Raw genomic sequence first — 26440 nt, 5'->3', positions numbered from 1 at the left:
GCCGAGTTTAACGGAATGATAGGTCTACCCGTATCAGAGCGTACCAACCTGAAATATAACGGCCTCATTGCCGCCGATGACAAATACCTGTTGCAGGTAGCAAGCATGGATACCCTATCCTTCGACCTGCTGCAAGCCAAAGCAGAACTCGATCCCAATTCTTATATAGAATTTAAAGTCGATAAAGGCAAATTCCGTCCCGAAGCTATGCTGCATGGACGAATGGGTTTTGACATAGCTCTGGAAAAAGACGGAAAGCCAATCACCCAATTCAAAGGGTTGGAATTCCGCAGCATGCACCTGAAGACGGAGAACCCTTATATGACAGTCCAGTATATGGGCTATAAAGGAGAAGTGAAAATGCTGAACTTCCCTGTCTCCATCCGGGATATAGCCTTTACAGCCAACGAAACACAAGCCTCTCTGGGGATGAATGTCGACCTTGCTCTGATGAAAGATGATTTTAAAGCCTCTACCCGCATCGAAATTTTCGGCAAGTTTGAAGAAGGCAAGCTCCATAAATGGAAATACGACCGCACCCGCATCGACGATGTTCATGTAGATGCCCAAATAGCCAATACATTTTCGTTGAATGGAAAGCTGCAAATCTTGCGGGATGATCCGACTTATGGAGACGGCTTTCGTGGCGAGCTGGCATTAAAATTTGGGAAAGGGAATACTGAGGGAGGTTCATCCTCAGGAGGCCCCTTAGGCAAGCTGGAAGTTAAAGTCCGCGGTATGTTTGGTAAGACCGATTTCCGCTATTGGTTTGTCGATGGCATTGCTCATCTCCCCGGACCAGGAATTCCTGTCGGGACAGCTATTCACCTGACCGGTTTCGGCGGAGGACTAACTTACAGGATGAAGCCTAAAGGCATTGCTTCGGGAGGAGAGATGTCTGCCACTTCGATGGAATATGTGCCGAACGAAAAATCCGCCTTAGGTATCAAAGCCGCCGTAGCCTTTGCCATTCCAAGCAAAGAGAGTGTCAGCGGCGAAGCCACTTTCGAACTTTCCTTCAATAACAAAGGCGGGTTGGATTATTGTGGCTTCTATGGCTATGCCCAAATCCTGGCCCCTATATCCGGCGTAGATAAATTCCAGGAACAAGCCAAAGAAAAGTACAAAGCAACCATCGAGCGCGAACAACGATACACCAAAGGCAATAGTGCGCTGGAAGATAAACTCCGTAACCTGAAGCTCTATGACCGGAACGAAGCTTCCAAGGTATTGGTTCCGGAGGAACAAATCAATAAACTCGGCAAGAGTCAGATTGCGGCAGCCGTAGGTATCCAGTTCAACTTTGCCGAATCTTCTTTCCATGCCAATTTTGATTTGTATGCCTATGTTCTGGGCGGGATTATCCGCGGTGTAGGAAAGAATAACCGTGCCGGTTATGCCGTGATACACATCGACCCGCAAGAGTGGTATATGTATATGGGAACCCCTACCGACCGTATCGGTTTGAGAATGGGACTGGGCAGCCTGCTCAGCGTGGAAACCACTTCCTACCTGATGCTGGGCACCAAGATTCCGGAAGCGCCGAGTGTACCACCGCAGGTCGCCTCTGTACTGGGATATACCCCGCAAGGGCTCGATTATATGAAAGACCTGAATATGATAGGCGAAGGAAGAGGCTTTGCTTTCGGGTCGAGCATGAGTATCAATACAGGAGATATCACTTTCCTTATCCTTTATGCCAACTATCAGATGGGTATGGGCTTCGACATTATGCTTAAAGACTATGGCGAGGCAGAATGTAAAGGGCGCAGCGGCGCAATCGGTATCAACGGTTGGTACGCCAACGGGCAGGCATATGCTTATCTGCATGGCGAACTGGGCGTAAAGGTCAAATTATGGTTCCTCAAAGCCAAGCTGCCAATTTTTACAGCCGATATGGGTGCCTTGCTGCAGGCCAAACTGCCGAACCCCGCATCCTTCAAAGCCTATATGGCCGTCAGGGCGAAACTGCTGGGCGGATTGGTGAAAGTCAATTGCCGCTTTAAGCTCTCTATCGGAGAAGAGTGTGACCTCGTTATCCCGGGAGGCAGCCCGTTGGATATGATGATGATAAGCGACCTGTCGCCAGTCGATAAATCCGGAGACATCAGTGTCTTTACCGCACCTCAGGCACGCTTCAATTTAGCTGTAGGGAAACCTTTCGAAGTACAGGACGACGAAGGAGATAAACTATACCAGATAGAATTGAAAGACTTTGTCCTGAGTGACGGCCAGAATGTAACCGGTAAACTCAAATGGAATGCCGACAAAGATGCCGTATCGTTCTATTCACACGAAATCCTTTCGCCCGAAAAAGAAATAACAGCCACAGTACGCGTCGTATTTAAAGAATATAAAGACGGACGCTGGAACCCGGTATACACAGCAGGCAAAGAAGCCATCGAAAGTAAGACTGTCACCTTTACCACAGGCAACGCGCCGAAAGACATCCCGCTTCAGAATATCGTATACGCCTATCCTGTCGTAGACCAGCAATACTACCTCAAAGGAGAAAGCAACAAAGGATACATACAATTACAACACGGACAGAGTTATCTGTTCCCGACAGACCTGAAAAACCAGATGGAACTGGTAGACGAAAACGGCAACAAACAATATGCCGATTTCAGGTACAACGAAGCCGACAGGCGCATAGACTATGTTATCCCGCAGGCACACAACAGCCGCAAGTATAAATTAAGCGTGGTATCGTTAAGCAAAGGCGATGGCATATCAGCTGCCAATCCGACAACAGCTGCCGACCAATCCCTGCTCGACGATGAAGAAGACGGTACGATCGCCGTAGAGAACCGTCAGGCGACAGCCGAGACACGTACGGATGTAGGAGCGGTGCTGCTCTCATATAACTTCAAGGCGAGCCGTTATAATACATTCAAGGAAAAAGTGGATGACATCCGTAAAACCACGGCAACGGCCGGCGTCATAACATCCGATGTATTGATGTTCGGTTACGAGACCGATGGCATGGAGCCGTTCGATATAGCAGAGCTTAAAGGAACAGAGCAGACAGAAAACAAACCGCTGGTAGACGTCGAAGCTACTTTGGAAGACTACTACTACAGGCAAAAAATCTATCCGTTGCTTTACAAAGATTATCCGGTAGCAGGACAGATAAAGGTAAAACGGGAAAATGTAGACGAAATAGGCCTGCCGCCGGTGAAAGCCCTGCCTGTGAGGGGAGACTACCTGACACGTATCGAACAGGGAGAATACAACGGGTTAACGACCCGCCGCTTCCCGTACTACTATAACCTGCCGTCGGTCTATAAAGAAGACTTTATCGATTTGCAGCACCAGGTTATCAACAACCTGATGGGCAGAGGAGGCGAATCGTACAACCGTTTTGTGATAGCGACTTTCCCTTTCATATCATCCGAAAATTATCGTATCAGGCTACAATACATGATGCCGGGTGGAATAAAAGGTACAAATACAACCTTTGACTATTACAACTTTATCAAATAAGCTGATGAGCAGCCAATATGATAATGTGATAATATGATAATGAGCGTGTAAGAGTAAGAAGTATAAAAGAAATAAGAACAAACCATAACGGCTATAATATATATTATTCCCTATTTACAAAGATAATGATGTTTAAAACACTTAACATACCACATACTAATACTAACTATACAAAACAGCTGATAAGCTTGCTTCTGTTTGTTGCCGCTTTCCTGTTTATACAAGATGCCGCAGCACAAACCTATCCGGTACAAACCAATGTCTATGTTTCGCCGCCTTACGGCAAACACCTGAACGATTATTACAGCACCACCAAAGAACGGCTGGTCGTTTCCCTCTTGAACAGGGACAACCTGAAACCGGTGCTCGAGGTGCGCCTGAGGATGACTATCACAGCCTCCAACGGATTGAAGATACAATCAAAGGAAGAAGTTAATTACCCGACCATTACCCTCGATGCCGGTATTCCTACGCGCCTTACACAAGACGACCTATCCCCTTATTTTTTAAATATCAACTCGCAAGGTTACTTTGACCAGGGGAAGCTACCCGACGGACAGGTTGAGTTTACCTTTCAGGTTGTTGAGAAATACACCAATAAAATACTCTCCGCCCCTGCTACGGGACGGGTATGGCTCAGTTCGCAAAAGCCGCCATTACTGCGTCTGCCGTCGAATGACGAAAGCGTAGCCTTCCACGACCCGATGAATATGAAGTTCCAGTGGGAGCCGCAGCACAAAAACCTTTCGCAGGTAGAATATGAGTTTGAACTCAGGGAGCTGCCCGGTTATACGGGGGCGCCACAATCGGTTTTTATGTATGCTCCTGTTATCCTGCAGGAAAGATTGCTTTATACTTCCCTGATATATGATGTGATGATGCCTCCGCTCGACCCGAACAAGACTTACGGGTGGCGTGTGAGGGCGATAGCCAAGGATGGTATCGACGAGCTGAATATGTTCGAGAATAACGGATACAGCGAAATCCGCTGGTTCCGCACACAGAATGATTGTCCGGCTCCGAGCGGCGTAAGAGCCAACCTGGACGGACGCAGGATAGACCTCACATGGACACCGGGAATGGGTAATGTCGATTACCTGGTTCAATACCGTCCTAAATATGGCACATCGGATGAGTGGAGCGAGCTGAACGCCTACGAGCCTAAGGCAAGCATCTATGATGTGCAGAGGGGCATGACCTACGAATACCGTGTCGGTGGTATCTGTATGGCTGTAGGACAGCCGGTATTCTCGCCTGTCGGGGAGATAATGGTTCCGGCGGTGGATAGCACACGCCTCCGTAACTGTGGTATTATGCCTCCTATTGATTTCAGCAATAAGGAATTGCTCCCTGAACTGAAAGTCGGGGATGTCGTGATGCTCAGTGACTACCCGATGACCGTAACGCATGTAACGGGCGCAAACGGGATATTCTCCGGCGAAGGCTGGGTGCCTGTCAACTGGGTGCTGGAAACCAAGTGGGCCGTTGAGTTTACGAGTATTACCATCAATACCGATTACCGGATGATAGCCGGTTCGGTGAAATCGCAATACGACGAAACGTGGAGTGGGGTCCACAATGGCGACAAGATATTGGGCGGTGGTACGGAAAGCACCGCAGATGGGATTATACGGGCGGATGTGGACATTACGTTTGTCATCCCTGATAATCCGGTATTTGAATACAATGAGGAAAAAGGCGAAGTCATTGTATATACAACCGATAATCAGGAGCCAATAGGAACGATAGTCTTACCGAAGAATGAGGGGGAAGGTAATGTATTCCCCGTGACGGTAAAGGATAAGAGTGGCAAAATTTATAAACTGGAGGAAGAAACCGATGAAAATGGAGATAAAAAAATAACCTCCACGCAAATCGGTGAATCGGGCGACCCGATATCATTAAATGATGCTGCCAAGCAAAATATCAGTACCGATATCGCTACCATTACATTTGAGCGGGGCAATGGGCAGTATGCTTTTGACGAAGGCGATGTCAGATATCAGAAAATTGCCAAAATCAAGAACGAATATGAAGTTCTTGCCGACGGTAAGGATGGTTATCTTGTACCGTGGAAGTTCCTGCCGGTTGGAGGAAGCGATAAGGTACAGGCCAAGATAGCAAGCAAAAACGAAGAAATAGACTTAAATAAAATCGTCTTTGCCACTCCGCAGGGAACACATTATACGGCTAAGTATGATGAAGGGTCTAAGACCTTCACGATAGATTTAGTTGCGGGGATAAGCGACGATGTACAGGAAATCTATGCGCTGTATAAAGAAAGCAGCCAAAGTTATAAGACGCTGGGTAAGCTGAAAGTCATTACTTATCAGCGGCAGGTAAATAAGTTGGTAGTTGTTCAGGTTGGCGGGAATACAATCGATGGAAACAGCCTGAAAGAATACCTAAAAAAGGTTTACGCGCCTGTTGGGATAACATGGGAGGTATCGGTTGAAACGTATGACTACAAAGGTAATACGGAAAACTTCTTCGAGAAAAACAGCGGTATATTATCGGCCTATAATGGCAATATGAAGAACTTGCAGAGTGCTTATAAAAAACATAAAGGCGGAAGTTTCGACAAAAACACGGCTTATGTCTTTATTATGGGCGAAAGCGGCAAGAAAAACGACCGCAATACGCAAGGTTTTATGCCGAAGGGTAAGCAGTTCGGGTATATATTTAAGAAAGACCTGTCCAGCAAGGATAATATCTATCAGGTAATCTCGCACGAACTGGCTCACGGGCGTTGGAAGTTGCCACATTCGTTTGATGTGTATGGGAATATCATCGAGCAAGGCAAAACCAAACCGCATAACCTGATGGATTATACCAGTGATGGCATTCATCTGGCAAAATGGCAATGGAATATCATCAATAATCCGGCGCTGTTCTCCAATCCGTTCGAGAGTGATGAGGCGGGAATGGCTATAGGAAAGACCTCTATGGAAGAAGCTATTAAAGAGACTTTAGATATTAGCATAATGTTGGCTGGCAGTACAACATTTATGACCCCTGCAGGTACAACAGTAACGTTACCAGAGAATTACGAATTGGTTTCTTTTGCGACTTCATTCCCTCAATATATACCTAATGGATCTTTAACCAAATTTACTATAGAAGGAAAGTGGTGGCTTGGTCATTATGGAAATAATTATACAACATTTCTGGGCTATATTTCGGAAGAAGAGCAAAAGAAAGGAAATATTGTATATTTCCCTATTGGGAATACTCATCCTATAGAGAATGTAACATTAGGATTTCGAGATGATTGTAGTATTTTATTGAAAAATTACTATATTGGTAATAAAGAACTCTTTACAGAAAATAAAGTACAAAAATTAGATTATTTCAAAAATTTGAGTGACACACATATTATAGGAGAACCAATATATGACATGGAAGCATGTAATCAAGATAAATACAAGTTCAAAATATACTCTTTAGAGGACGTTGAATACGAAATAATAATCCCTACAAACTCTAAATATAGAGGTCGAAAATGGAATGTTCCTTACAATACAGAATGGTCTTCCAACTATAAGAATAGTAATATTGATTTTTATTATCAAATAGATAAAGCAGGGATCTCTTTAACTCCTAATATGGAGCTTAATCCGATGACTACATCAGTGAAGAGACCTGTCTTTGTCAAAATAAACTCTCCAATGACATTAGATGCAAAAATAAAGCTGGTCGAAAATTCTTCAGGGACGAAATATTATGATGAAATTTATGGTGCTGATATTTATACTACAAAAGAAATAGTAACCGAAAGTTTTGCTTTTTACGATTATATTACTGCTATTGAGAAATGGAAAGATAAAAATTATAAGCCTGTAACGGATCCTGATTTTCAGAGTCCTGCAAATGTAGAAAACCTGGCACGGGCAATTCTAAAAGATGGTGTGCTGAATCCTACAAAAATTGGAGAATTGGATCTTAATAAAGTTTATTTAGATGATGAATATTACTATTCAGGCGAAGAATACAGCTATTATTTGTTTGGGTATGCAGCAAATAAATATTTCAACTTCTTCCATGTTGATTGGGGAAGGGCATTTGCAATGCAATATTTGAACGCAAAAGAATACAATCCAAGGACTTATGGCAGCATAACAGATGCACCATGGTTGGTAAAAGCTTTTAATCGGGGATGGGCAAATGCAAATGGCATAAATGATGGATATGCCCCATCAATGTATGAAGAATATGATTTAGATGAAGAATTCTTGACTGACGGATTAACAACAGCTGATATGATTGAAGTCAGTCTATGGATATATGGAGCGGGATCTGTGAGGAAAATTACTGTAAAAGTGATGCGAGATGCCATTATCGGAGCATATATAAATTGGCAGGTACAGATTGCTCTTAGAATGATATGTGGAGTGAAATTTGAGGAGGCTGTCGAGAGTGTGGATTATGGTAGTGTGGCTTGGAGTGGCTTAACTTCAGTCATAGAAAATGACAAAACAATAATGGCTTTGAATTGTGTGCAAGCTGCTATTGATGAATACGATAAGAGTAAAGAAATTAATATAAGTATGGGTACAGCATGTATAATGGAGATAATAAAACATAGAGTCATTAAAAAACTAATTTCTGATAGAAACAGTCCATTTGGCAAGTACTTATATGAGAATTTGAAAAAGAAAGATCATTCCAAAACAGAATTTTTGAGACAAATTTGTATTATTTTTAATTGTAAATCAGATACAGCGTTGGAAATTATGCGAATAATCCCAGCAGAAATAACGAATACAATGCATGAAGAGTGGGAGGTTATTGAAGAACTAGTTAAAGAAGAAATGAAATGAAAAAAATTAAGTGGGGAGATTTGATTGTCGCTTTATTATGTATGCTTGTTTTAGTACATTTTTCATTAGATAACAATGCATATGATTATTTTGTGAAAAATCCTTTTGATCATGGTTCTGGAACAACAAGTTCTAGATTGTGGTATTTTATGATGTATAAATTAGACCAATGGATTGGTAAAACTGGAGTTATATGTCTTTTTGTGGCTCTTACGTTATTTTTCTTATATCATTTTTATAAAGAAAATATGAATAGTATTATAAATAGATATAGGGATTGGAAAAAGAAGAGAGAAAATCATGAATAAAAAGGATAAAATATAATATGTAGCTTTGATAGAACACCATGGGATTAATATTATGCTATAGAAATTAAATTGAATTACCGATGAGAAAATATATACAATCAAAAATTTAAAGAGTTGCTTAGAGCAAGAAATATCTCAAACCAAAGAATAATAGAAATAATGGAGCTGAGACGAACAGGGCAATATATAAAAGAAATGGATAACATTGCTTCTAATATAAGTTCAAAAGAGATGCTGAAAATATTAAAAAATATGGATGATGCAAGTATAAGTCTTTCCTTGAGTTCAACAAAATATTACAATTCTATAATCATAAAAACAATACGGAAATCTTCTTCATTCTTAATAAAAGTAAGCGGTAAAATAGCAAAAAATATACCAATTTTGTCTGCTATAGTTTTCTTTGCTGATGGAGGGGGAATCAATTTAGGAATGGCCGATGCATTTGTTCCTCCTTTCTCATGGGAGATGGACAGAATCGATAAAGAAATAAACTCAACGATGTTAGATAATCCAACTTGGTCTTTTGTCAAAAACTGGGATGAAAAATATAGGGGAACAACAGAAGAATTTCCTGATATCCCATTATATTTGTATTATACAACCTCAAATCGGACTTATAATTCAACTTGTCAGCCAACGAGTATGATAATAACAGATAAATATTTGTTAGAAGATATTTTAGGTTATATTCCTGTATATGTTTTTGTTGGCTTGGGTAATGAACTCCAATATGAAAATAATAAGATTAAACTTTATCCAACAAGAGTTGCCGAAATTAAATATTGAGAAAAGATATGAATATTGAACAATATGATCAATTATTAGAAAGTTCTTATATTATACGAGAGTTGATAAATAAGGAGAAACTTCCATTGAAAGCACGAAAGGTAATATTAAGAGCACTCATCACTATAAAAGATACAATATTAAAATCTCATGATAAAGAGCTTATTAGAATATTAAGTGATTATGGTTTTGATAAAATATGGAATATTTATCTATGTAGAATTATTTTAGATATTCCATTTTACATGGGAGCATTTCTAATAGGAGGGATTTACACATTGTTATCTTCTTTTGTTGGACTTTTTATAGATATAAATATTCTTGCAAGAGCTATACTCGCCTCCATTCTTGTATTTTGGCCTTTCATTTTAATTTATTTTCCATATAAAAAAAAGAATATTATTGATAAAATCTTCTTCTTTTCATATGATTGTATAAAGATATTGAATGATAAAAACGATTTTTTAAAAAAATCGCTCTATTTAAAAGGACTTTATTCATCTCCTAAAAGTAAAAAAGATAAACATTAAGAACGATTCATATGAATATTGAACAATATAATCAATTGATTGAATCTTGTCTTGCTTTAAGTCAAGAAACACAAGAAAAACAAAATAGAAAGACAAGAAACGTCATAATTAAGCGACTAATTGAAATATCAGAAATAATACTTAAATCTCATGACAAAGAACTCATTCAAATCCTAAGTAATTATCATTTTGACAATTATATATATATATATATATATATATATATATATCAAGATTTATTATGAAATTAGATGTAATTTGGGTTATACTTATTATAATTAATATCATTTTATTATCTTCCCTTTTTAATTTAAATATTATGATAAATACAATATTGAAAGTTACAATGGTATTGTGGCCTTTTACTCTTTTTTACTGTTTACACCAAAAAGCAACCATTATGGATAAAGTCTTCTTCTTTTCATATGAATGCCTTAAAGTATTGGATGAAAAAAGTAGTCTATTTAACAAACCTAACTTTTTGAACCATACTTATCGATAATGTTCTTTTGATATTAATATTGAAATAAAATAAATATTGAGGTATGTAATGACATGCCAAAGAGTTCTTTGAAATATTTTAACTAAGTGGCAGTGGAATATCATCAATAATCCGGCATTACTCTCCAATCCGTTCGAAAGTGATGAGAAGAGTGAATCGGTAGCAATACATGGAAAAATACCTGCTACATTTGCCAATGCCGATGGTACATATACATTTATAACTCCCGCTGGAGAATATATAACACTTCCTAATGATATATATAATGTTGTATTTCATCATGGTATCAGCTCATGGGGTACTTATGAGAATATAACAACAGGAACTTTAGCGCAGTTCTCTCATAATGGTTTTGTATACCATTATGCTCTTGATAAAGATAATAATACATTCTCTGATTACGTAAGGACGGACGACTCATCGTATGCTTGGACTAAATATACCAAACAATACGATACCGAACCGGAGGGATGTATATTAGGGTTACCTAGCAAAAATGGATACCAACTTTATAGTTTCTCTTTTCAAACTTTAAATAAACATACTGGAGAAAGTAAGCCTATCATTTCTGAAGATAACTTCCCTCTTGATGTATTTGGTACATCAGCTCTTTTAAAATTGGCGACTCTTGAATACAACAATGACATAACAGGAAATAATCAATATCAGATTTCTGACACGGAAAGAGAATATCTGACTAAACACGGAGAAACATCTGTGCATTTGATTATTTCTAAGATTGCTCAAATTAGCTCTATGTACTCGGAACCATACAAAAAGTTTTGTTTCCAATTTGATAAATGGAATGAGCCTGTATCCATTTTAGCTGGAGAATGGGATGAAAAAGTCCGAGACAATCAAGAATTAGCTCAAATGCGAACAGATAATCCGAAGCAGTTTTATTCTCAAATGCTTCGGGAGTTGAAGGAATTCTGTACCAAAGAAAAAGTAGAAACGAGCAAAGGGCTAAAGGAACTATGCGATGAGTTCAAGAATGACTATGCTGATTATTTAAAGAGGAAACCTACTTTTACATCAGCTTCTCACACTATCCTTGAAGAAAATAAATTAAAAAACAAACAAGGCAAGATAGCTAATCTCTTGTTAGAGAGCATGAGCCTGGACGAATTGTCTGCAATTCAGATAGATTTCAGAAAAGAATTATTGTCGATTCTTTCCGCTATAGGAGATACTGATGATGATAGTGAAAAAGCAATTGTCAGGTTGATAAATAATGTCAATGACAATGAGGTGGATGAAGTCCTTAACATGCTGAAACAACCCAATATTATAAATTCTGACAAGCCTATTCTGAACGGATTAGTAGATGAAGTCCAAGATGCAATACTCGGCTTTTGGGGAGCTGATAATTTCAAGAACTTCAATAAAGCTATTATTCGTCTGATAAGTAAATCTCCGACCTTTAAGCAGAAAGTAAAATCGGACAACTTATTCTATGTAAGCCATGGTTATACCAGCATCTTTATGCGTGCGTTTGAAGCTGCCTTACGTGCAGATGATTATCCGATAGGTACACAACGGATGGACATAGAGCTGACAGATAAGGCAAACTTATTGGTTCAAGTAGAAGAAGTGATTGGCAGAAAGGCGACATCCGTAGGGGGAGTCTCCCAATCGTCTGCAGGAGCAATTGTAACATATGATACAAGTAAGTCAATTTGGGAGCCTAAGCCATCAGTTACTTTAGATCCGTTCGAGCCTGTTGTCTATGTCAACAACAATGACTTAGGGATGCTTGCCGATTGGACAAAAGGAGAAGAATATACCCTGCCTGCACTATTCCTACATTATGCTGATACTAAAGCCACGAATGAGACTATCGCTGATGCTTCTATGGCTGCGATAGACTTGTTGGGATTGGCAACGGGATATGGTGAGTTGAAGCTGGGTGTCACGGGAATACGTAAGTTTTGGGTGGTTGCCGACATGCTAAACAGTGGGGTGAATCTTTCTGCTAATATGACCAGTTTGGATGATAATCCTGATGTGAAACCATTCCTCGATTTCTATAACATGGCTACGGCTGCGTCCACTGTGACGCGGATAGTTACGTCTACCAAGGCTGCAAATGCCCTGGATATAAAAGGTGTGAAACTGGATGATGTAGACATCGATTTCGCTAAAAAATTGAATACATTCAACTCGAATGATTATGCGATAGATGGATTTACAGATGGGCAATTGTCTGTATTCAGACGTCATTTTGACAAACTGAATAAAGAAGCTGCGGCAAGAGGTACTCATACCAACATTGAAACTGCATCTAAGAAGGCATTGGAGAAGATTGATGCCCGATTGATGAGGAATGTAGACAAAGTTGCTTCAATTCCCTCTACTTTGAAGATTGAGAAAAACATTATACGAGGTTCTTCTACTGAATATTCTCTTGCAAAAAAGAAATTGAAGGAATATATTGATGGAGAAACATATAAAATCCAACAAATGAATTTACCGAAGGGAGAGCAAGATATAGCATTAAAAGAATTGCAACGTCGTAACAAAGCTTATATGGAAGGCAAGATTGGAAATATAAATTTGAGCAATTCAAAGATAAGAGTAAGTGGGGAAGATTTTACTGAGAAAAATATTTTCACTGCATATAAAGTAGATAAAGTTGGAGGAATCAATACCGTAGATTCTTGGTTAAGAAATGCCGATACCGAATATGTCATGCTATCAGAAATAGCCGATCAATTGGGTGCTGTAAAAGGAAAAGTATACCCTCATATTACAGGCGAGATAAAAATAGTGTCCGAATTACCTTATTGTGTATCTTGCCAAGGTGTAATTCAAGATTTCAGTGAGATGTTTCCAAATGTAAAAATTGTATTAATTGATAATTTAAAATATTAGAATATGAAAGTTAAACAAATTATGTATGCTCCATCAGCAACTAAACAATTTATCTATAAATTTAATAATGAAAATAATACTAATATAAGTAGTAGTTCTGAAATATTAGACGGAATTCCTTTTGTTACGGTTGATCTTAAGGAAACCCCCCCTGATTTAATATTTAAGTTTGCGTATACATTGGGTAGCTGGCAGAAAGCATTAGCTCAGAAAGGTGAGTTCTTTCTTCCACTGGAAGATTTCCCTTTTCCTCCAGAGGAGGTGTGAGTTTTAAAGTCAGAGCTGGAGTTGTAGGCATGCAAACAGAAGGTCTTTCTACACTGCAGGACTTTAACAAAGCAGGAACAATACTCGAAGGTGGCGGTTATCAATATCAATCAATAGAGTATTTAGGAGAGAATTATAATAAATACTTAGAACCAATAAAAGAAATACAAATAGAATTGAAGTAACATTATGATATCAGAATTTAAATTGATAACAGAGGAAGGGGATAATGCTTATATGGAAACTAATTTAGATAAATATGGGTCCAGAGAAAATATAAGAGCACTATACACAAGAGAACAATCGGAAGATGAAGTCTATAGAGTACTTGGAAATCAACATACAGGTTTAGCATGGCAATATCAAGGGGAAGAGATTATTTTACTAAATAATACATTTAGTCGTGTAGATGGTTTTCCTTCATTAGATATGCAATATGTAGTCGCTCTCTTTAATGGCAACAAAAAATACCCCAAGCCAACCAATCTTGTTGTTTACAATGGTGATGGCAGTATTCATTTAGATAATATTGCTCCTCCGGTACTTCTTAATTATCCAAAAGGTTCGCTGGCTGATTTCCTTCAAATTTTTTGGAAGTTTGATAAAGAAGATAATAAGTGGAAAAATGCTATAAGAATAGCAGTCAATAGAATGTGGATGGAGACCAGAGAATTCAATCCAGAAACAGGTGAATTCGGCAAAGCATTGAAAGATTCCACTAGACTTTAATAAGGCAGTAATAATATTCGAAGGTGGCGGTTATCAATATCAATCAATAGAGTATTTAGGAGAGAATTTAGTAGGTACTCATGCAGAAGTTCTAGCAACTAATGAGGTGATTCGGCAACTAAAGTTAGCAAACAAGTTTAATGGAATCCAAGATTTAAATAAAATACATGTATTAGTAAAAGGTAAAGTAAATAGTAGTCGTGGATTTGAAAACATGTGTCGTTGTCCACATTGTTTTCAACTATTAGGAGGAGTCAAAATGATTGGAAATAAATAGAAACTTAAAAAATGAATAAAGAAATCATAATCGAAGAACAGATTTTTAAGTTTGAATACATTAAGGAGCATAAAATATGGTATTTAGGGTACAATGAATTTGATTTTTTAAAAATTGGGCATGATGTTGATATTACAATCGAAGAAGCCGAACCAAATTGGATTAGAATTGAGCTCTTTTTAAATTTTATATTGAATGATATTATTCGTTTTAAGAAATTGATAGAATATTCTAATCTAAAATTGGAAGAATTGTTTAATGATATATTTGGAGGTATTGAAACAGGTGTAAATAATATTTTTTTTACTTTAAGTAATATTACTTATATAAAACAGCCCCAAAACACCGAATGTTTTGAGTATATTTTAGACTTCAATATTGGGTCTGAAACCAATCGTGATTTCTTTATGTATGAAACTTGGAATGCTCTTGTGAAAGATTACGAACTGGAGAATGTTTCAAAATCATAGTAAAACAGAATTTGAATAAAGATTTTTTACATATGTGTACTTGTCCACATCGTTTCTTTATAACTCAAGGTGCTGAATTTATAAATTTTAAATAGAATCATGAATATAAAATATTATCCATTAAAAATAAATAGGTCCTTTAAATGCTATAAAAACGAAAGATTAGAACTTTATCAAGAAAGTCCATTTACTGGCATAAAAGTAACTATTGATAATAACAGTATTCAAAAAGAAAAATACGTAGATGGTATCCTTAATGGAGAATCAATATATCATACTGATAATTATTGGAGTATATATTCATATATGTGTGGTATAAATATATTTAGCTATATAAATAAATATAATAAAGATGGAGAAAACATTTTTTCTTTTTCATACCATTATGATGAAATTGACATTGAAAGTTTATACTTGCAAAATGGGAAAAGAATAGATGGTGGAAAATATTCTATAGATTTGAAGTATTCTGACATTAATTATCCACAAATATTACAGAATAATATTGATGTCGTTAAATTTTATGAAGAAAATAGAGAATTTTATGAGTCAAAAGACATTATTATCTCTCATGCTAATGATATAATATCACCTTTAAAATCAAATGTTCTATCTAATAGGCGAAATGAAGAGAGAGTAGCAAAGACATTATTAGCTTATCTTATTGAAAATTCTAAAAAAGAAGGGCGCTATAATATGGAAGATGATTTAATTTTATTATATGTTGAACAAGAAAGACTTCGGGAAAAGGTAATAACAGAAAATAAACTTTCCAAAGATATAAAATATATTGCAGGAGTTGATGTTGCGTATCATGATCTTAGTCAGAAAATGGTAGGAGCAGCAGTTGTATTAGATGCTGAGACATTAAATGTTGTTGATTCTGCAGTTCATATGATGGAAGTGACTTTTCCTTATGTACCTGGGCTATTTTCATTTCGTGAAATTCCTCCAATTAAAGAAGCATATAAGAAATTAAAAATATTTCCCGATTTGATTGTTTGCGATGGGCAAGGAATAGCCCATCCTAAGAATATAGGCATGGCATCACATCTAGGTATTGAACTAGATATACCGACAATTGGATGTGCAAAAAAACATTTAGTTGGCTATTATGAAAAAGAAAAGTTGGGTAAAGAACGCGGTGATTGTGAAGACTTAATTTGGGATGATCGTATCGTAGGAAAAGCTTTGCGAACACAGAAGAATATCAATCCTCTTTTTATTTCAATTGGTCATAAAATTGATTTAGATACAGCTATACAATGGATATTAAAGCTTACCCCGCAGTACCGTCTTCCTGAGACAACTCGCCAGGCAGACCACTTAGTAAACCAATATCTAAAAGAATATGTAGATTATGATTTCTTTGGTGATGAAGATAGAATATTGTAACGACATTAATAAAAAGGTTAAAGAAGAAAACGGATAGAATTGAAGTAACATTATGATTGATGGGAAAGTAAACTTTTTAATTTACAAAGAAGATGACCTTAAAATTGGGTTTGAATTACTTGATAATGAAAATTATTTAGTAATGTTAGGGTCAAGGTATATAGAAGTGGAAAAAAAGATTCTTTATACATGTCTTTATTACCTCTTTTACAACTGAATATTTCATTGTTTAAATCTGTAATAGAAAGGAAAGGGTACGATTTTTTTCAAATTGTACCTGTTGAAAAAATATTATTAACGGCATTTAGTGATGGAGGTTCTTTCTTTTGGAAAGAAAAGGGATTGTTCTGGATTGAAAAATTAAAATATGCTTCACCTACAATTATTTCGATGCTAATAGAAAAATCTTCGACAGAATCGGAATTACCAAAAGATTTTAAATTTAAGATAAAAAAAGTGTTGAAAAATTTGACTTCAAAATAGAAAAGCAAAATAAAATTTGATGCTTAATCATTTTATAAAACAATTAATATAATAATGGAAAGTGAAGAATTAATTTTAGTTGAATTTACAAAATGACAGTAACAAATTTATTAGAAGAATTACTAGTTACAACGGATAATTCTTTCTTTTTGAATAAAATTACAACGAAAGCTATGAATTATGAAATAATAGACAATCCGGCTTATACAGATTGCGTAAAAATAGGAATATATTTAAATCCAGACTGTGAATGCCTTAGATTATTCTTTTCCAGCCTTGAAATTAATTATTTCACTAAATATATATATAGTGTAATTAATAGAGAATCTTTTGGAGGCAATGAATTTACTTTTTTACAATTTTATGATAAAATGTATTCAGAAGATAGGGAAGAACTGAATATGAGTAATGATGATATATATAATACAGCTTTATCCTGTGAATGTATTCTTAAAGAAAAGGATTTTGTTGAAATTTTTATAGATTATACTAAGAGGCTTCTGGAAGTGTATTCTGACTCTATGAATTTGAATAAAAATTGGGTAACCGATCTTAGGGATGGAATTAATAAACTAAAAGACAATTGAAAATATAAAAAATAGACACGGATAAAGTGATAAATATGGAACGATTAAGATATAATTTTTTTAATGGAGTACAATTATACAAAAATTTAGTAGATAAACTCTTTCAACCGGTAGATGGGAAGTTTGATATTTTCTCCAAAGCTTATATAGAAGTTAACGAAGTACGTCATACTCTATGGAAAGGAGGCAGTAAAGCACTAAGCACCTTCAGGGATTTTACAAAAGAACAATTAGAAGAAATTGCTGAGAAGTATGATCTAAAAGTAACACTAAGTGACTACAAAAATCCTTCAGATAATGATTACTATATATACTTAAACGGAAGTGCAACTATTCCATATATAATACAAACAGACGCATACGATATTCTTTATAGTATAGGTGGGAGTAGAGGCCCTGAGGACATATACATATATGGGGTATTTAAGAAATAAAACGATAATAAACGAACCGACGTGAGGCAAAGACGAACAATAAAATTACTACTTGTACTTCTATTAACGATAATAGGAGTCAATACTTACGCCCAAGATACGATTAGCGTTTCTGTCAAGGCAAACGTATCGAAAGACAAGATACAATTAAGGTGGGCAACGAATAGCCCCTCCGCGTGGTATTACACCAATAAACACGGTGTCATGATAGAACGCTATACCCTTATGCGTGGCGAAGGCATCTTGGACACCCCCGAAAAGGTAATATTAACCCCCTCCCCTTTAAAACCGCACCCGTTGGATGACTGGCAACACATCGCCCAAAAGGACAACTATGCCGCGATTATTGCCCAAGCATTATACGGCGACGACTTCGAAGTCTCCGGAGGCGAGAAAGACATCAGCCAGATAATAGCATTGTCGCAAGAACAAGAACAACGCTACGCCATGTCTCTGTTTGCCGCCGAGATGTCCTACGAAGCAGCCCTTTTTGCCGGCTGGGGATTCGAAGACAAAACAGCCATTCAAGGCGAGCGCTATCTTTACCGCGTTATCCCCGTCAGTCCCGATACCAAAAAGACAGTCGAGATGGGAAGCGCCTATGTAGGGCTTGACGATTACCGTGAACTGCCCCGCCCGTTAGAGCTCGATGCTATCTGGGGTAATGGGAGCGTAATGGTCACCTGGAACAGCCGCCTGTTGGAGCAATACTATACCGCTTATCACCTGGAGAAATCGGAAGACGGCAAAACCTACCGCCGTATCTCCAATACCCCGCTGACCAATATGATGGACGGCGACAGGATTTTCTATACCGATTCCATTACAAACGGAAAAACCTACTATTACCGGGTTCTCGGATTAACCTCTTTCGGCGAAGAAGGGCCTCTGTCCGATACTATTCAGGGCAAAGGCACGTCCAAACTTATCTATAACCCGAGCATACTGAAAGCTATTCCTGACGAAAACGGAAAAGTCCATGTCACTTGGGATTTCAACGAGCAGGGAAATAGCCATCTAACCTCTTTCGAGTTAAGGCGAGGCAATACCGACAAAGGGCCGTTTCAGCCCGTTGTATCCGGCATATCCCCCGAATCCCGGACGGCAGTCTATGAAAAGCCGATGCCCGAAAACTACCTTGTGATAGCTGCCATCCCCAAAGAAGGCGACGAAGTCGTCTCTTTCCCCTATATGCTAATCATGGAAGATACCATTCCGCCTGCTATCCCTGTGGGGCTGGAAGGCATTGTCGATACCGCAGGAGTAGTACACCTGAAATGGATAGCCAACACAGATGCCGATATCCTTGGTTACCGCATCTTCCGGGGACAAACCGAAGGTGAGGAACTGATACCACTGACCGATGTAGCCGTTATAACTAACGAATATAGCGATACGATTGATATCTATAACCTGAACGCCAAGGTCTACTATGCCGTAACAGCCTTGGATAAACGCTATAACCAGTCCGAGCTGTCTGAAATAGCCGTATTAGAGAAACCCGATATGATAAAACCGTCCGCTCCGTTTATTTCTAAGTTCGAATCCAGGGAAAGAGGCGTCCGCCTCGAATGGATACCCGGCAGAGAAGAACGTCTGCAAGGTTTTTATATTTACCGTGCAGAAAAGCTCGATAAAGAAAGCGTAACCATCCACGACATAAGAAACCCTTTGGCAACCACTTTTCTCGATTCCACTGTTGTGGGAGGGACTGATTACCTGTACACAATCGTATCGGTGAATAAAACAGGAATAACTTCCGACCTGTCGCCGGAGATAGCTATAAAATCTAAAGAAGCCGCTTCGGGAAATAAGATAGATAAATTCTCTGCCCGCAGGACTAATAACGGAATCTCCCTGAAATGGCAACATAAGATAACCGGCATCCGCTCGGTAAGTATCTACCGCAAAGAAGGAGAATCACCTTATATGCTTTGGAAAGAAGCCGAAAGCTGGGAACGTGAAATTACCGATACCACAGCCCGGCGGAATACCCCATACGAATATATGCTTGTTATCAAAACACGGACAGGTATACCAATAAAGGCAGAAACCAAAATAGATAAATAAACAGAATCCAACAATAAATAATACATATATACACCAGACCAACAAAAACTTAAACGACAATATGAGAAAACTATACTTGTTACTTATTACCTTAACAACCCTTTTGTTGCTACATGCCTGCTATAAAGAATCACGGTTGCTGGTCAATGCCGATTTTCAGGCGACCATTACAGAAGAAAATTATACCGCTCCGGTAAAAGTTACCTTCGAAAACAATACCACAGGCGCCGATTTCTATAAGTGGACATTCGAAGGCGGTTCACCCACCGAATCCACGGAGAAAACACCCACTTCGGTTACTTACAACCAAGCCGGGACTTATACCATTAAGCTTGAAGCGTGGAATAACCACGAGCGCGGCGAAAAAGAATTTACCTTCAGTGTCGATTCAGCCGTAAATATCGTATTCGATGCCGAGATTCTGGTAAATGACTTTGCTCCGGCTACCGTAAAGATTATTAATAATACCGAAGGGGCATCCACATTCAGCTGGACCTTTGAAGGAGGTAACCCGGCAACAAGTGACGAGCAATATCCGGGCAATATCCTTTTCAGTGAAGCAGGAGAACATACAATAAAACTACAGGTCGGCAACGGGCGTGAAACATTTGAACTGACAAAGACTATCACATTGGACAACCCCATAGCCGTGGACTTCGATATAGAACCCTCATTCGATGACTTCGACTACGAAGCGCCTTTTATAGCTAACCTGAAAAACAGGACTACAAGCGGGCTGACCTACCAATGGACAGCAAGTGGCGGAACGATTGCAGATGCGGTAGCCGAGAATACCACCATTACGATTCAGAATCCCGGCACCTATACCATTACCCTGCAAGGAAATAATGAAAAGGAGGCCAAAACGGCCAGTAAGGATATAACCATCAAAGCCAATACGAACCTCTACACAATGAAGGACGTGAAATTCGGCATCAAATCGGCCGCTTCCACTATTGGCTCATTCTACTCGCTGAAAAGCAGGGAAATTATCAGGCAATCGGATGTAACCGCAGAAAACGGCGCTGGTATCAATATCCTGTTTTATGGTATTAACCAAAGTTTTGAGAAATGTTATTTTACATCTCCGGATTTGGCGACAAATGCAGGCTTCTATGCTATCCCGAATGCCACGAGAACCTACTTTATTAATACCCTTGAATCGACAGCTGTAACCTTCTCGCCCAATACATTCGATACCATGACAAACGATATGCCGTTACGGAGCATCGATATCAAGGCTGCTGCCGGCACAACAACCTGGTTTATTGCCAACCCTGTTCCGCGTATCGTTCTCTTTGAGACGGCAGACGGACGGAAGGGAGCTATCAAGATAAAAGCCTTTGTCTCCGAACAGGGAGAATCCTATATATTAACCGATATTAAATTCCAGAAACAAAAAGTAAATTAAGAATCGGCTGACCCAGACTTACAATGATTAGAAAAATTACATTACTATTTATACTTACCCTGTTCACCGGACACCTTGCTGCACAGCAAGTCGATTTGGGAAAAATAGGCGATATAACCAAAAACAAGCCTATCACTATCCATGGCGGCTTATCGCTGGGGAATGTCTTTTACAGCGGCAACCAGTCGTCAGGAAGGCAGGACTGGACATATTACCTGAACGGAACAGTCAACCTGAATATCTACCAACAAATCAATATCCCGCTATCAGTCAACCTGACGAACTTGGGAAAAGACCTGTCTTACCCCTCCTTGCCCAACCGGCTGAGTATCCATCCCACTTACAAGTGGATAACAGGACACATCGGAGATGTGGCGATGAACTTCTCGAATTACACCCTGAGCGGGCATCAGTTTACCGGCGCAGGAGTAGACCTCACGCCCGAAGGTAAATTCAAAATAAGCGCTATGGGAGGGCGCCTATTGAAGAAGGTGAACTATGATTACGAGAACCCGTCCATCATGCCCAACTACCGGAGGATGGGTATGGGAGCAAAAGTGCAGTACGACGACCAGCGATTCTCGGTGGGGATGATATACTTTACCGCCAAAGATAAAGAAGAAGCAGGCATGTTCCATACGATGGACAGTTTAGGGATTACTCCTATGCAAAACAATGTGTTCAGTTGGAATGCCACGCTAAACCTTGTCAAGAATATGAGCTTCAGTGTGGAATATGCTATCAGCTTACTGACGCGTGATACCCGTTCACCGAGAGAAAGCTCCTGGTTCTTGGACGATATAACCTCCCGCAGAGCCTCTACCTCGGCCTATCATGCCGTCAATGCCCGCTTCAACTACCAGCTCAAAAAGAACACTATCGGTATCGGTTATGAACGTATAGACCCCAATTACAAAACCTTGGGGGCTTACTATTTCAACCACGATTATGAAAATATCACCTTGAACTTCGCCCGTCCGTTCCTCAAAGACGACAAGGCCAATGTTGCCGCCAGCCTTGGTATACAACGCGACGACCTGGACAATACCAAGGAAGAATCTTCCGACCGCTATGTGGCATCGCTTAACCTGAACTATAACCCGACGGAGGACTTGCAGACATCGCTAAACTTCTCGACTTTCCAAAGCTACCGCAATATCAAGTCGCAGTTTGACTATATCAACCAAACATCGCCGTATGACAATATGGATACGCTTCGCTTTACCCAGCTATCACAAAATATAGATGCTTCGGTGATGTACACTTTTAAGAGGACGGAGAAGCAGATGCAACGGGTCAATATGCTGGTTAGTTTTCAGGAATCGGCGGACAGGCAGGGAGGCATATCGCTGCCCGGCAATGTATCCCGCTTTTTGAATTCGGCTTTGGGTTACGGGATACAATTTATACCGCAAGGCATCAGCCTGACATCCTCGCTGAATGCTTCTTATAACTATAGCGGGACGATGGAATCCTATACTGTCGGCCCGATGGTGGGAGCTACGGCTTCTTTCCTGCAAAAGACCCTGACAACGGGCATGTCGGCATCCTACAATGTGAACATCGATTCGGGGGATATCCGGGCAAGGATATTTAATTACCGGGCAAATGCAGCATACAGGGTAAAGAAGCGTCATAGTTTTAATGCCAGCCTTGTGTGGCAGAACAGGGATATTGTAGATAAGAAGCATACGGATGCGATTACGACAACGATTGCTTATTCGTACAATTTTTAATATAACAGAGACAATGACTAAACAAAAGATACGCAGACTTAATTATACAACGGTTATGAAAAAGATAGGGTTATTAGTATTACTGGCAATATTGTTTGTTGGTAATGTGAAGGGGCAAACAAATGATGCATATTATGAGTTAACGATAGGTGGATATGTTGGAGATGGAGGTAAAAACTGTGGCTCTCAAAGGGGGTTGCAATGGATAGAATTGACATATCAAAACAATAGCACACCCCAAAGATTTTTTGATCCTGCAGTCTATGAAAACCGAAATCTAGTAACAACTCCTCAAAAATTTAGAGAGAATAACAAAATAACACATATTCGTTTTCATACAGTAAAGAGGCATGGGGAAGGGTTTAATCCTTGTTCAAGTACTCGAAAAAATGGAGATGTCCCTGTCAATAAATATTGTTTTTATAAAAACTATAATTTTTCGGAATTTGGTTCAAACGTTCCTGGTAATGCGACAATAACCATTAAACCTCATGTAATATTAGCACCCCCAGAAGAAACAGAGTTTAGCGATAAGGAGCCAATAGTAATTAACCCTATCTCCGGTATTAATTCTAATTTTTATAAATGGCAGTATTCTTATAACAATATCACATGGATAGATCTACCGCCAAAGTTTCAGAAAAAAAATTATTTAAATATAAAAGGCTCAGAATTTTTATCAGATTCTGATTATGGAAAAGCTATTCACATTCGGGTGTCGATGGATGCCTGTTCTGATACAACATCAGAATCGAACTCAATAGTATATAAATATATCCCATCCGCCCCTCATATCTTATCAGTCGATACTCTATTAGAAATTTGCCATGGAGACGATAATGCCCAATTAATATTGAACTTTGACCGAGCATTATACACAGGAGAAAAAGTCTATTTTGGAGAAGTAGAAACAGGATCAGATACATTAGTCCTTAAAGGTATAGAGTTAAATATTGACCCGGTAACCTTTAAATCAAATCCTATTATTAACCTTCCATCCGGAGCACATATAGTTGGTGTATATGGTACATATCAATATGGCGTGGGTGTTGGTGATACTACAAATACTTACAATCAGGGAGCTAACCACCGCTACACCATTACCATCCCCCAGCGGCCGAAAGTTTCTTATAAAGTATTCCAGGATTCTGTTCATTGTCATGGCGGAATAGACGGGCGCATAAAAATTAAAGCATCTGGCGGAACAGGCACCTATTATGCCGAATTATATGAACTAGGGCAGCGAGGAACCCTCTTCCGGACACCTGTGACATTTACCGATTCCGTTTATTATTTTACCGATTTGGCAAAAGGTGATTATGAAATCTACCTGAAAGACAGCAATGGCTGTGAACCCGACACCGCTTTTCTACCTGTTTCTGTATCAGAACCAGCCCGTGCGTTGCGTATTTTTGATGATGACTATCATGAACCCAAAGCTTTCGGTTATTCTGATGGAGAAGCATGGGCTTTTATCGATGGAGGTTCGGGCGCTTATTCCATTGTCTGGAAAGATTCTGTAAGTGGAACAGTACTGAAAACGGAAACATTGATTCGCCTGGATTCAATTTCCAGTGTGAAGTCTACTCTATTTAATATTCCTAAAGGTAAATATACGATTGAAGTGTATGACCAGAATTGGAATCCGGCATACTTGCTCAATCCGTCCAATAATCAAAATTATTGTGGTTGTCAGGCTTCAAAAACAATCGATGTCGATCAACCGCCTAAATTGTTAGTGGAAATCAAAGAACATCATTATGTCACCTGTAATGGCGATAACGATGGCGAACTTATAGCCAAGGTAACAGGCGGCCGCCCTCACCTTTTGCCCAAGAAACCATACGATTATGAATGGCGTAGGATAACGCCTGATAGTACAACTATTCTGGAAACATATACATCGGTAAACGATAGTATCCTGACTAATCTTTATTCAGGGCATTATATGATTTGCGTGACTGATAGCAATCATATACAGGCAACCTCGCGTATTTTCCACCTCGTACAACCCGAACCATTGGTTGTATCGACTAATGTAAGACAACATCTGCTTTGCGACGGATATAAGATAGGCGAGATAGAAGCCGTAGTAACCGGAGGAACTCCTCCCTATGAATATTTTTGGGAAACAGGTGACACTACCCACGTCGTTACAGGGTTAGGAAAAGGGATTTACTCTGTCTTTGTCCGTGATGCCCGCTACAAGGATAACCCGAGACACTATTGCAGCATGGAAGCATTCGGAGAAGTAACCTCTCCGAACGGAATGAATATCACTTCAACTATCAAAGAGCCTACATGCAGTGCATATGCCGATGGGGAAATCACATTAACCATTACTGGAGGCGTGACGCCATATACTTTCCTTTGGTCGGATGGAGCAACAACGCAAAACCGTACGGGGATTCCGGCGGGCGATTATACTATCACCATAACCGATGCCAACGGATGCAGTTTAACAGATTCTTATTCGCTTTATGAACCCGAACCGCTTGCAGTCGATTTAGGGAATGATATTACCCTTTGCAAAGACCGCAGTGTGACGCTCAATAGCTCGATAGGGCAGGATTCGATTACCTATCTCTGGACAAAAGATGGAAGCATTCTCTCTACCGATTCGGTATATACTATATCCGAGGCAGGGAACTACCGGATTACGATAACCAATCAGGATGGATGCTCCGCCTATGATGAGATTACCGTACGGCAATCGAATGACGAACTGACAGCAGACTTTGTGGTGGCGACAGAAATACCGAATAACAAAGAGGTATATGCTGTGAACATAACCAATATGGCTTACGACCGTATCGAATGGATAATGCCGGACGAAGCTACAATATCAGAGCAAACAGAGCATCAGATATATTTCTCTATTCCATATAACGGGCATTATACCATCGGGATGATAGGTTACAGGGGAGCTTGTCAGGACATACTCTACAAGACCATTGAAGTAAAAGATGCAAAAGATATTGACGATTACAAGGAAGTAGAACCATTTATCAAGAAGTTTATCGTTTATCCGAACCCGAATGACGGAAACTTCTCGGCAGAGATAGAGCTTTGTGAGCAGATGAATTATACCCTTTACTTGTATGATGGAAATGGTAATCTGATTGAGACGAAGAATGTGAGAAATACTAAGGGTACAACTACTCAATTCAATGCCTCGGGTAAAGGGGCAGGGGTATATCTGTTACGCTTTGCTTCGCAGAAAATGAACTCTACGTTTAAAGTGGTTATTAAGTAAGTTGAAATTTTAAGAA

General features: G+C 39.1%; 18 protein-coding genes. All 18 read left to right on the top strand.

Annotated elements, in window-relative coordinates:
* Positions 1–3486 (top strand): hypothetical protein (locus D0T66_RS14035; RefSeq protein ID WP_163357937.1); only part of this gene is annotated, 3486 nt, incomplete at its 5' end.
* A 125-nt stretch (positions 3487–3611) separates the two neighbouring features.
* Positions 3612–8306, top strand: a complete 4695-nt coding sequence (locus D0T66_RS14030) for a fibronectin type III domain-containing protein (RefSeq protein ID WP_163357936.1) — start codon at positions 3612–3614, stop codon at positions 8304–8306.
* Positions 8303–8614 carry a hypothetical protein gene (locus D0T66_RS14025; protein ID WP_163357935.1) on the top strand — a complete coding sequence of 104 codons (312 nt, stop codon included), beginning with the start codon at positions 8303–8305 and terminating at the stop codon, positions 8612–8614. Before D0T66_RS14030 ends, D0T66_RS14025 begins: the two co-directional genes overlap by 4 nt.
* A 159-nt stretch (positions 8615–8773) precedes the next feature.
* The gene (locus D0T66_RS14020) at positions 8774–9403 is read left to right on the top strand and encodes a hypothetical protein (RefSeq protein WP_163357934.1); all 630 of its coding nucleotides are present in this window, start codon (positions 8774–8776) and stop codon (positions 9401–9403) included.
* An 8-nt stretch (positions 9404–9411) separates the two neighbouring features.
* Positions 9412–9933 carry a hypothetical protein gene (locus tag D0T66_RS14015; RefSeq protein WP_163357933.1) on the top strand — a complete coding sequence of 174 codons (522 nt, stop codon included), beginning with the start codon at positions 9412–9414 and terminating at the stop codon, positions 9931–9933.
* Positions 9934–11053: 1120 nt separating this feature from the next.
* Positions 11054–13309 (top strand): deaminase domain-containing protein, encoded by a 2256-nt coding sequence (locus D0T66_RS16255; protein ID WP_221412232.1) that lies wholly within the window; start codon positions 11054–11056, stop codon positions 13307–13309.
* Positions 13310–13312: 3 nt separating this feature from the next.
* Positions 13313–13576: a hypothetical protein gene (locus D0T66_RS14005; protein ID WP_163357932.1), complete on the top strand. Its 264-nt coding sequence runs from the start codon at positions 13313–13315 to the stop codon at positions 13574–13576.
* Entirely contained in the window at positions 13573–13761 is a 189-nt protein-coding gene (locus D0T66_RS14000) for a hypothetical protein (RefSeq protein WP_163357931.1), read from the top strand. Before D0T66_RS14005 ends, D0T66_RS14000 begins: the two co-directional genes overlap by 4 nt.
* Before the next feature lie 4 nt (positions 13762–13765).
* Positions 13766–14305 (top strand): hypothetical protein, encoded by a 540-nt coding sequence (locus D0T66_RS13995; RefSeq protein WP_163357930.1) that lies wholly within the window; start codon positions 13766–13768, stop codon positions 14303–14305.
* Between the two features lie 288 nt (positions 14306–14593).
* The gene (locus D0T66_RS13990; protein WP_163357929.1) at positions 14594–15052 is read left to right on the top strand and encodes a hypothetical protein; all 459 of its coding nucleotides are present in this window, start codon (positions 14594–14596) and stop codon (positions 15050–15052) included.
* Between the two features lie 99 nt (positions 15053–15151).
* On the top strand, positions 15152–16447 hold the full coding sequence (nfi, locus tag D0T66_RS16250) for a deoxyribonuclease V (protein ID WP_221412231.1): 1296 nt from the start codon (positions 15152–15154) through the stop codon (positions 16445–16447).
* A gap of 189 nt (positions 16448–16636) precedes the next feature.
* Positions 16637–16930 carry a hypothetical protein gene (locus D0T66_RS13980; protein WP_163357928.1) on the top strand — a complete coding sequence of 98 codons (294 nt, stop codon included), beginning with the start codon at positions 16637–16639 and terminating at the stop codon, positions 16928–16930.
* 92 nt (positions 16931–17022) lie between these two features.
* Complete coding sequence (locus tag D0T66_RS13975; RefSeq protein WP_163357927.1) at positions 17023–17517, top strand: hypothetical protein; 495 nt, start codon at positions 17023–17025, stop codon at positions 17515–17517.
* 35 nt (positions 17518–17552) lie between these two features.
* Positions 17553–17951 (top strand): hypothetical protein, encoded by a 399-nt coding sequence (locus D0T66_RS13970; protein WP_163357926.1) that lies wholly within the window; start codon positions 17553–17555, stop codon positions 17949–17951.
* Positions 17952–18155: 204 nt separating this feature from the next.
* Positions 18156–20021, top strand: a complete 1866-nt coding sequence (locus tag D0T66_RS13965) for a fibronectin type III domain-containing protein (protein ID WP_163357925.1) — start codon at positions 18156–18158, stop codon at positions 20019–20021.
* Between the two features lie 61 nt (positions 20022–20082).
* On the top strand, positions 20083–21432 hold the full coding sequence (locus tag D0T66_RS13960) for a PKD domain-containing protein (protein WP_163357924.1): 1350 nt from the start codon (positions 20083–20085) through the stop codon (positions 21430–21432).
* A gap of 23 nt (positions 21433–21455) precedes the next feature.
* Positions 21456–23168: a hypothetical protein gene (locus D0T66_RS13955; protein ID WP_163357923.1), complete on the top strand. Its 1713-nt coding sequence runs from the start codon at positions 21456–21458 to the stop codon at positions 23166–23168.
* 721 nt (positions 23169–23889) lie between these two features.
* Entirely contained in the window at positions 23890–26424 is a 2535-nt protein-coding gene (locus D0T66_RS13950; protein WP_163357922.1) for a T9SS type A sorting domain-containing protein, read from the top strand.
* Positions 26425–26440 lie beyond the last annotated feature (16 nt).

This window comes from Dysgonomonas sp. 25, assembly GCF_010501075.1.
Lineage (GTDB): Bacteria > Bacteroidota > Bacteroidia > Bacteroidales > Dysgonomonadaceae > Dysgonomonas.
The sequence above is the reverse complement of the archived record's forward strand: the minus strand, read 5'-3'. Positions and strand labels throughout refer to the sequence as shown.